The organism is Stenotrophomonas sp. STEN147 (genome assembly GCF_056757995.1).
The window spans coordinates 90,576-99,864 of the sequence record NZ_JBRRCG010000015.1 but is presented as its reverse complement, the minus strand read 5'-3'; the positions used below and the strand labels follow the sequence as shown (position 1 = coordinate 99,864).

9 protein-coding genes are annotated in these 9,289 nt (G+C 67.6%); 4 read left to right on the top strand and 5 right to left on the bottom strand.

The features are described from left to right. The first annotated feature begins 299 nt into the window (after positions 1-299). Positions 300-1,211 (top strand): hydroxymethylbilane synthase, encoded by a 912-nt coding sequence (gene hemC / locus ACVOKU_RS14630; protein WP_481560274.1) that lies wholly within the window; start codon positions 300-302, stop codon positions 1,209-1,211. A gap of 68 nt (positions 1,212-1,279) precedes the next feature. On the opposite strand, the gene ACVOKU_RS14625 is transcribed toward hemC, so the two are convergent. Further along, on the bottom strand, positions 1,280-2,056 hold the full coding sequence (locus tag ACVOKU_RS14625) for a DUF481 domain-containing protein (protein ID WP_065175204.1): 777 nt from the start codon (positions 2,054-2,056) through the stop codon (positions 1,280-1,282). A 106-nt stretch (positions 2,057-2,162) separates the two neighbouring features. Continuing rightward, entirely contained in the window at positions 2,163-2,765 is a 603-nt protein-coding gene (locus ACVOKU_RS14620; RefSeq protein WP_481560273.1) for a LolA family protein, read from the bottom strand. 83 nt (positions 2,766-2,848) lie between these two features. On the opposite strand from ACVOKU_RS14620, the gene ACVOKU_RS14615 reads away from it, so the two are divergent. After that, on the top strand, positions 2,849-3,820 hold the full coding sequence (locus ACVOKU_RS14615; protein ID WP_053520325.1) for a helix-turn-helix transcriptional regulator: 972 nt from the start codon (positions 2,849-2,851) through the stop codon (positions 3,818-3,820). Between the two features lie 25 nt (positions 3,821-3,845). Continuing rightward, positions 3,846-4,640: a MetQ/NlpA family ABC transporter substrate-binding protein gene (locus ACVOKU_RS14610; RefSeq protein ID WP_053520324.1), complete on the top strand. Its 795-nt coding sequence runs from the start codon at positions 3,846-3,848 to the stop codon at positions 4,638-4,640. A 39-nt stretch (positions 4,641-4,679) separates the two neighbouring features. Here ACVOKU_RS14610 and glpK read toward each other — a convergent pair whose 3' ends face one another. The 3 genes from glpK to ACVOKU_RS14595 form a co-directional block, all read right to left on the bottom strand. Beyond that, positions 4,680-6,179 (bottom strand): glycerol kinase GlpK, encoded by a 1,500-nt coding sequence (gene glpK / locus ACVOKU_RS14605; protein ID WP_481560272.1) that lies wholly within the window; start codon positions 6,177-6,179, stop codon positions 4,680-4,682. A gap of 63 nt (positions 6,180-6,242) precedes the next feature. Further along, complete coding sequence (glpD, locus tag ACVOKU_RS14600) at positions 6,243-7,757, bottom strand: glycerol-3-phosphate dehydrogenase (protein WP_481560271.1); 1,515 nt, start codon at positions 7,755-7,757, stop codon at positions 6,243-6,245. Between the two features lie 158 nt (positions 7,758-7,915). Continuing rightward, positions 7,916-8,551, bottom strand: a complete 636-nt coding sequence (locus ACVOKU_RS14595; RefSeq protein ID WP_053520322.1) for an OmpW/AlkL family protein — start codon at positions 8,549-8,551, stop codon at positions 7,916-7,918. A 187-nt stretch (positions 8,552-8,738) separates the two neighbouring features. On the opposite strand from ACVOKU_RS14595, the gene ACVOKU_RS14590 reads away from it, so the two are divergent. Further along, a complete protein-coding gene (locus ACVOKU_RS14590) occupies positions 8,739-9,254 on the top strand; it encodes a DNA-deoxyinosine glycosylase (protein WP_053518745.1) in 516 nt (171 codons plus the stop codon). Positions 9,255-9,289: the final 35 nt, after the last annotated feature.

The following is a 9,289-nucleotide window of genomic DNA, read 5'->3' as shown; positions in this document are numbered from 1 at the left end:
GATTCCTTTTCCGCTGGAAAAGGAATCTGACCCCGGGAGCCGCCGGCTGTTGCTTCTGCTTCTACTTCTTTCTTTGATCTTCCGTGGCTGGCGCACACGAAAACTGTCAGAGGCTGGGGGGGGTGGGTTCGCGGGGGTGTCCGCGGCATGGATGCCGCGGCCAAGCCCCCAGGGACGGGTTTACGGCGTCCCCCGCGAACCCATCCCGCCCGGCCAAGCGCAATGATCCAGTAGTCCGCACCAGCCACGAGGGGCTCCGCCGTTGGCCGTATCCGCGCCGAAGGCGCGATAATGACCGGATGGAAACCGTCCGCATCGCCACCCGCAAGAGCCCGCTCGCCCTCTGGCAGAGCGAACACGTCGCCGACCGCCTCCGCCAGGCCCATCCCGGCCTGCACGTGGAGCTGGTCCCGATGAGCACGCGCGGCGATGAAGTGCTCGACCGCTCGCTGGCCGCCATCGGTGGCAAGGGCCTGTTCCTGAAGGAACTGGAGCTGGCCATCCTGCGCGGCGACGCCGACTGCGCGGTGCATTCGCTGAAGGATGTGCCGATGGAACTGGATGCGCCGTTCGTGCTGCCGGCCATGCTGCCCCGTCATGACCCGGCCGACGGCTTCGTCTCCAACCTCTATGCCTCGCTTGATGCGTTGCCCATCGGCGCGCGCGTCGGCACGTCCTCGCTGCGCCGCCAGGCCCAGCTGCGTGCGCTGCGCCCGGATCTGGAACTGCTGGACCTGCGTGGCAACGTCAATACGCGCCTGGCCAAGCTCGACAACGGGGGCTACGACGCCATCGTGCTGGCCGTCGCCGGGCTGGAGCGCCTGGGACTGGGCGATCGGATCGTGCTGCGCCTGCAGCCGCCGCACTGGCTGCCGGCGCCGGCGCAGGGCGCGGTGGCCGTGGAGTGCGATGGCAGCAATGCGCCGCTGATGGCCCTGTTCGCTGTGCTCGATGACGCCGCGACGCGCGCCTGCGTGGAAGCGGAGCGGGCAATGAACCGCGCGCTGCATGGCAGCTGCCATGTGCCGGTGGCGGCGATCGCGCAGTGGCAGGGGCAGGACCTGCACCTGCAGGGGCTGGTCGGCAGCGCCAGCGATGGCCGTACGGTGCGCGCCGAAGGCGTGGGCCCGGCCAGTGACCCGGACGCGCTGGGCCAGCGCGTGGCGCAGAGGTTGCTCGATGGCGGTGCGGGTGAGCTGCTGAACGCCTGACCCGGCCGATTCCCTCGGCCAGGCGCTACGGAACAGAAACGAAAACGGGCGCCAGGCGCCCGTTTCGCTTATTTGAACTTGTAGACCACGTTCATGGTGGTCAGCGTATCGGTCTTGCGCTTGTCCACCGCGACGTCGCTGTTGTAGCGGGCCTGCCAGCCGGCCTTCAAGGCCAGGTGCTCATTCATGCTCACCGACAGGCCGAAATCGTTCTGGCCGAAGGTGTTGTACGACCCCGATTCGACCAGCAGCGTGTTGACCAGATCGGTGTTCTCGGTGAGCGAGTACTTCATGTCGAACAGGCCACGACCGATCAGCCCGGTACGGGTGCGATCATCCTCGGTGCTGTGGGTGCGGCGCACACCGGGGCCGACCTGGGCATCGAAATAGAAGCGCTCGGTACTCCACAGACGGGTGCCGTAACCCAGACCGAACGAGCTCTGGCGGTCGTAGGTGGCGAAGTCATCGCGCTCGGTACGCACCGTGGCGGTCAACTGGCGGTGCTCGCCCAGCTGCAGCGCGCTGCCGGCGCTGCCGGTGTAGCGGTTGGCAGTGGTGTTGTTGCGGCGGGTGGTGGTGCCGTCGTCGTTGGTCTCGGTGACCTTGGAGCTGGAACGCAGGCCGAACAGGTCCATGCTGTGCACCCAGTCACCGTCGGTGTAGCGCAGGCGCAGGCGGCCGTTGAAGCTCTCGGTGCTGCTGTTGCCGCGTGCCGAGGCGAAGCCGAGCTCGCCGCCGCTGCCGCTCCAGGGCGAGGACATCGCCGCCAGTTCGGATGCATCCTGCGCGTACGCCAGCGGGGCGCAGAGCAGCAGGGGAATCAGCAGGGACACGCGCAGGGACATCGAGGCTTCTCCGAAGCGGTTAACAACCCGTGATGATACTGGAAGCGTGATGGCCGTCCGCCCCATGGCGCTGGCCGCTTCAGCAGGCGTTGTCACCGCTCCCCATTCAGGGCAGCTCGATGCGGAGGGAGGGGTCGTTGAAGCGCGAATAGCGCAGGCGCAGCTGGAACACCTTGCCGTTGCTGCTGCCGCTGCGCAGGATCTGGCGTGGCAGGCCCTGCCCATCCACCCAGTACTCCAGGCGCTCGCCGGGGCCGGCGCCACGCAGCCGGTAGCGGCGGGTCTGGACCCCGTCCAGCGTCTGGCTGCCCAGATCCTCGGCCTGCAGCGCCGCGGGCGCGACATCGGCCGGCAGCGGCGTCCGCCATTGCTCGAGCAGGCCGGGCGGCGTCGGCACCTGGCGGATGGCCCCGTCGGCCTGCAGGAACATCGTGTCTCCGATGATGGTCTGTGCACCGGCCGCCGTCTGTACCCGGAACCGGTCCGGGGCCACGAAGTCCATCGCACTGCGGACCGGCTGTGGCGTACCCAGCACTTCCAGTTCCGCGTGGAAGCTGCGCAGGGCGGCGAACCGTTGGCTGGCGGCCAGTACCGCCTGCGCCGGGTCGGCCTGCGGAACGACCGCGTCGCCGCCGGACGGCGCCGGGGGGCGGCCACAGGCGGCCAGCAGCAGGCAGGCCAGCAGGGGCAGGGCGGGCAACCGGCGCATGGGAGGGCTTCTGCAGAGGGCGGGGCGCCCACGATAGCCCAAACCCCCCACACAAGACCCGCGACTCGGACATAATCGGGGGCATGGACCGATACGAACGCATCACCGCCCTGCATCGTCTGCTCAAGTCCGCACGCTATCCGGTGACGGTGGCGACCCTGCAGGACAAGCTCGGTTGCTCCCGTGCCACCGTCTACCGCGACCTGGCGTTCCTGCGCGACGCGCTGATGGCGCCGATCGAGGGCGATGGCGAGGCCGGCTTCCGCTATCACGCCGACGAAAGCGACCGCTTCGAACTGCCCGGCCTCTGGCTCAGCTCGGAGGAACTGCATGCCCTGCTGGCATCGCAGCACCTGCTGGCCCGTACCGGCGGGGGCGTGCTGTCCTCGGTGCTGGCACCGCTGCAGCAGCGCATCGAAAGCCTGCTGGCCGCCCAGGCGGGGGTCTCCAGCTGGCCGGTGGACCGGGTGCGGGTCATTCCGCATCGCGGCCGCAAATTCGACGAAGGCAGCTTCCGCAGCGTGGCTTCGGCCGTGCTCGAGCGGCGCCAGCTGGGCTTCGAGTACCGTGCCCGTTCCACCGACGAACCGACCAAGCGCACCGTTTCGCCGCAGCGCCTGACCCACTACCGCGACAACTGGTACCTCGATGCATGGGACCACGACCGCGAGGCCCTCCGCAGCTTCGCGGTGGACCGGATCCACAAGGCGCGGGTGATCGACCACACGGCCCGTGACGTGGCCGACAGCGAACTGGACGAGCAGCTGGGTGCCAGCTACGGCATTTTCTCCGGTGCGCCGAAGGGCTGGGCCACCATCCTGTTCAGCGCCAAGGCTGCGCGCTGGGTCGCCGATGAGCACTGGCATTCCAAGCAGCAGGGCCGTTTCCTGGCCGATGGCCGCTATGAACTGAAAGTGCCTTACAGCGTGTCACGCGAACTGCTGATGGATGTGCTGCATTACGGCTCGGATGCCGAGATCGTCGAACCGACGATGCTGCGCGAGCAGGCCAAGGCGCTGCTCGAGCTGGCCCTGAGCAACTACGATAGATCCTGACCTCCCCCCGAGAATCATTCCGCCCATGAAGAAGACCCTGTTGCTGCCCCTGCTCGCCGCTGCGCTGGCCCTGACCGCCTGCGGCAAGTCCGGCGAGCCTTCGCAGAAGCTGGTGGTGGCTGCCACGGCCGTGCCGCACGCCGAAATCCTCGAGGTGGTCAAGCCGATCCTCAAGCAGGAAGGCGTGGAACTGGACGTGCGCGTGTTCAACGACTACGTGCAGCCCAACGACCAGCTGGTGCAGAAGCAGGTGGACGTGAACTACTTCCAGACCGAGCCGTACCTGGACGCCTACAACCGCGACCGCAAGACCGATCTGGTGACGGTGATCGGCGTGCACATCGAGCCGTTCGGCGCATACTCGCGCAAGATCAAGTCGCTGGCCGAACTGCGCGAAGGCGCGGATGTGGTCATCCCGAACGATCCGAGCAACAACAGCCGGGCGCTGATCCTGCTGCACAAGGCCGGCGTGATCGAGCTGAAGGATCCGACCAATGCGCTGGCCACCCAGCGCGACATCGTCTCCAATCCGAAGCAGCTGAAGTTCCGCGAGCTGGATTCGGCGATGCTGCCCCGCGTACTGGACCAGGTGGACCTTGCCCTGATTAACACCAACTATGCATTGGATGCGGGTCTGAACCCGACCCGGGATGCGCTGGCGATCGAAAGCAAGGACTCGCCGTACGTGAACTTCCTGGTGGCCCGGCCCGACAACAAGGATGACGCGCGCGTGCAGAAGCTGGCCAAGGCGCTCACCAGCGCACAGGTGAAGACGTTCATCGAGACCAAGTACAAGGGTGCCGTGCTGCCGGCGTTCTGATGTTGGGGCGGCGCCGGGCCATGCCCGGCGCTACCGCCCTCAATCGACGTGGAAGGCCAGGGTGGCGGCGACCGCCTGCTGCCACCCGGCATACAGCGCCTCGCGCCGTGCTGCCGGCATCTGCGGCTCGAAACGGCGGTCCAGTCCCCATTGCGCGGCGATCTGTTCGCGGCTTTCCCAGAATCCCACCGCCAGCCCGGCCAGGTAGGCCGCGCCCAGCGCCGTGGTCTCGGTCAGCCGTGGCCGCAGCAGCGGAACGCCGAGAATGTCGGCCTGGAAGCTGGCAAGGAAGTCGTTGCCGATCGCGCCGCCGTCGGCACGCAGCTCGCTCAGGCCGATACCTGCATCGGACTGCATCGCATCGAGCACATCGCGGGTCTGGTAAGCCATTGCTTCCAATGCTGCACGCACGAAGTGCGACCTGCTGGTGCCCCGGGTCAGGCCGAACATCGCTCCACGCACGTCGCTGCGCCAGTACGGCGCCCCCAGGCCCACGAATGCCGGCACCAGATAGACGCCCGCGCTGTCGTCCACCTTCGCGGCTAGCGCCTGGCTGTCGCTGGCGCGATCGATCATGCGCAGGCCATCGCGCAGCCACTGCACCACCGAGCCGGCGATGAAGATCGACCCCTCCAGTGCGTACTCAACGCGCCCGTCCAGGCCCCAGGCGATGGTGGTCAGCAGGCCATTGTGCGAACGCACGGCCTGCGTTCCGGTGTGCATCAGCATGAAGCAGCCGGTGCCGTAGGTGTTCTTCACCATGCCCGGCTGGAAGCAGGCCTGGCCGAACAGCGCGGCCTGCTGGTCGCCAGCGATACCGGCGATCGGAATCGGGTGGTCGAAGAAGAACTGCGGCCGGGTGTGCGCGTACACCGCGCTGGAGTCACGCACCTGCGGCAGCATGGCGCGCGGAATGTCCAGCAGCGCGAGCAGCTCGTCGTCCCAGTCCAGGGTGTGGATGTTGAACAGCAGCGTGCGTGCGGCGTTGCTGTAGTCCGTCACGTGTGCCTGGCCGCCACTGAGATTCCAGACCAGCCAGCTGTCGATGGTGCCGAACAGCAGTTCGCCACGCTCCGCGCGCTGTTGTGCGCCTTCCACGTGATCGAGGATCCAGCGCACCTTGGTGGCCGAGAAGTAGGCATCGATCAGCAGGCCGGTGCGCTCACGGATCAGCGCTTCGTGCCCCTGCGAGCGCAGCCGCTCGCAGATGGCCTGGCTTTGCCGGGACTGCCAGACGATGGCGTTGTGGATCGGCTGGCCCGTGGCGCGTTCCCAGACCACGGTGGTCTCGCGCTGGTTGGTGATGCCCAGTGCGGCGATGTGGCGAGGGTCGATCTGTTCGCGGCTGAGCAGCTCGGTCAGCGTGGCGTAGACGCTGGTGAGGATCTCGCGCGGGTCATGTTCCACCCAGCCGGGCTGCGGGAAAATCTGGGCAAACTCACGTTGCGCGCTGCCGACGATGTCGCCGGCGTGATCGAACAGGATCGCGCGCGAACTGGTGGTGCCCTGATCGATGGCCAGCACGTAGCGGGGCGTCATGCGGCGTCTCCGGTAGCGATGGGGAAATCCTACTGCATCGGCAGCGCCGGGCCATGCCGGGTGTCACCGCGATCGGCCGGGCATGGCCTGGCGCTGCTGTTCCTCCATCCAGTCCTGCAGGCGTGCCACCTGTGCGGTGTCCAGCCGCAGTCCCAGCTTGCTCCGCCGCCATAGTATGTCCTCGGCGGTATGCGCCCATTCGTGATCGCGCAGGAACACGACCTCATGGGCGTGCAGCCCACCGCCGAAGTGTTCGCCGAGATCGTCCATGCCCTGCACCCCGTGCAGCAGCTCGGCGCTGCGGCTGCCATAGGCCTCGGCCCAGCGCCGCGTGGTGTCCTCAGGCAACCACGGTGCCAGTCTCCGCAGGCGTGAGCGTGCCTGCACGGCGTCGCCCCAGTCGCTGCCCGGCAGCGGCGTCCCGGCTGCCGTCCATGCCGGCCCCATCTGCGGCAGGTGGGGCCGCAGCAGATCCAGGGCTTCTTCGGCCAGAACCCGGTAAGTGGTCAGCTTGCCCCCCAGCACGTGCACGGCGGGCGCGCCCTGTGCCTGCAGCTGCAGGCGATAGTCGCGGCTGAGTCGTGCCGCGCGCGGATCCGGGTCGGCCAGCAGCGGGCGCACGCCGGCAAACTGCCAGACCACCTCCGTCGCCGTGATCGGCTGGCGCAGATAGCGGTTGGCCGCCTCGCACAGGTATGTCACTTCCGAAGGCAGCACGCGGCAGCGCGCCGGATCGCCCTGATAGTCGGTGTCGGTGGTACCCACCAGCAGGTGGTCGTGGGCGAACGGCAGCAGGAACACGACCCGTCCATCGGGCTGCTGCAGCAGGCAGGCGCTGTCATCGGGCCAGGGCCGGCGCAGCACGATGTGGCTGCCCTGCACCAGGCGCAGCGCCGCCGGTGTACCGTTGCGCGCCTGCATGCGTTGCAGCAGGCCTCCGGCCCAGGGACCGGCCGCGTTGGCCACGGCATGTGCGTGCACCGTCTGCTGCTGTCCCGCTGCATCGACCAGTACCGCCCGCCAGTGGCCCTGCTCGCCGCGCAGTTCGACGCAGCGGGTGCGGACCTGTACACGCGCGCCGCGTTGCGCGGCATCCAGCGCGTTGAGCAATACCAGGCGTGCATCGTCCACCTGCGCGTCGGCATAGCTGAAGGCCTGGTGCAACGATGGCGACAGCCACGTGCCCAACGGGTCGTGCGGCAGGTGTAGCGTGCGCGAAGCCGGAAACGCTGCGCCACGGCGGCCGAGGTGGTCATACAGCCACAGGCCGAGCCGCAGCATCCAGCGTGGCCGCAGGTGGGGTTCCCAGGGCAGCACGAAGCGCAGCGGCCGGACCAGGCAGGGCGCCTGCCTGCGGAGTACATCGCGTTCGCCCAGCGCCTTGCGCACCAGGCCGAACTCGCCCTGTTCCAGGTAGCGCAGCCCGCCATGGACCAGCTTGCTGCTGGCGCTGGAGGTATGTGACGCAAGATCGTGCTGCTCGCAGAGCAGCACGCGCAGGCCGCGGCCTGCGGCGTCGCGTGCGATGCCGGCGCCGTTGATGCCACCTCCGATCACCAGCAGGTCGACCTTGTCCATCCCGATCACCGGCCTTCCGTCCTTTGCAGAGTCAAGCCCTGCTCGACGTCCGGAAAAAAGCAGTCGAGCACGACCCGACTCTACACAGAACGCGGGTGACGGAAACGACGACGGGCCCCGAAGGGCCCGTCGCGTACAGACAGTGAAGCAGGCGGTGCTTAGAAGCGGGCGCCGATACCCACGCCGACAGTCCACGGATCCAGCTTGGCTTCGCCGATCTTCTCGCCACCCACCTTCACGTCCGGGCGGGCGCGCATGTAGCGGGCATCAGCACGGGCGAACCAGGTGGAGTTGATGTTCATGTCGACGCCGACGGTGCCGATCACGCCCTTGGCATCCTTCAGGCGGATGTCGGAGCTGCTGCCGTCAGCCAGCGATTCGTTGCTGAAGGCCGACTGGAAGTAGCCCACGCCCACGAACGGGCGGAACACGTTGTCGGCCTGGCCGAAGTGGTACTGGCCGCTCAGCGCGACCGGCTGCTGCTCGACGCTGCCCAGGCGGGTGTTGCCCGGACCCTTGACGCGGTGATCGAACTTGTCGGCAGCGCCCCACAGCTCAACGGCCCAGTTGTCGTTGACGTAGTAGCTGAAGCTGACGGTCGGCGCCGGGCCGCCATCGAGCTTCTTGACGCCGGTGATCGGATCATTCTTCGGCTGCAGCAGCGTGACGCCGCCAACCACGGCAAAATGCTTACCCGAGGCGGTGTCGGTGGTGCTGCTGTCCTGGGCGAAAGCGGCCGGCGCGAAGGCGGCGGAGGTCAGCAGGGCGAGACTCAGGATACGGATGGAGCGCATGGGGGTATCTCCTAATGTTTCTTGTTTTTGGGCCCCCGGTTGCGGGGCGAGCACACCGTAGTCGCCTCAACATGAATCGAATCCGACGCGCGTTAAAAAATAGTTCGCTCTGTTCAGCGATGAGTTCGAAAAGCCTGTTTTCATGGGGTTTCTGCTCTGGAGGAATGTTCATGCAGTTGCACAAACCGTGAGCGCGCCAACGCTCTGCACCGGCCTGCCCGCGCAGGTGAACACGCGATCGCGCGTGTTGCTGCTTGGTTCGATGCCGGGTGCTGCGTCGCTGCACGCTGGCCAGTACTACGCGCATCCACGCAATCGTTTCTGGCCGCTCATGTCCGATATCTGCGGCTTTGACGCCGGTTTGCCCTATCCGCAACGCATGCGCGCGCTGAACGCCGCCGGTGTCGGGGTGTGGGATGTGATCGGCCGATGCGAGCGCCGGGGCAGCCTGGATGCGGACATCGTGCGTGGCACGGAAGTGGCCAACGCGCTGCCGGAACTGATCGCCCTGCTGCCTGAGCTGCAGCTGATCGGCTGCAATGGTGCTGCGTCGATGCAGGCATTCCAGCGCTGGGTGCTGCCTGTCCTGGGGGCGCCACCGCGTGTGCTGGCGCTGCCCTCGACCAGCCCGGCCAATGCGGCCTGGTCGCTGCAGCGCCTGCGTCAGGCCTGGCAGCCGGTGGCCGATGCACTGGCGACATGAAGCGGACATCGTGCGGACAATACGCTACCCACTGG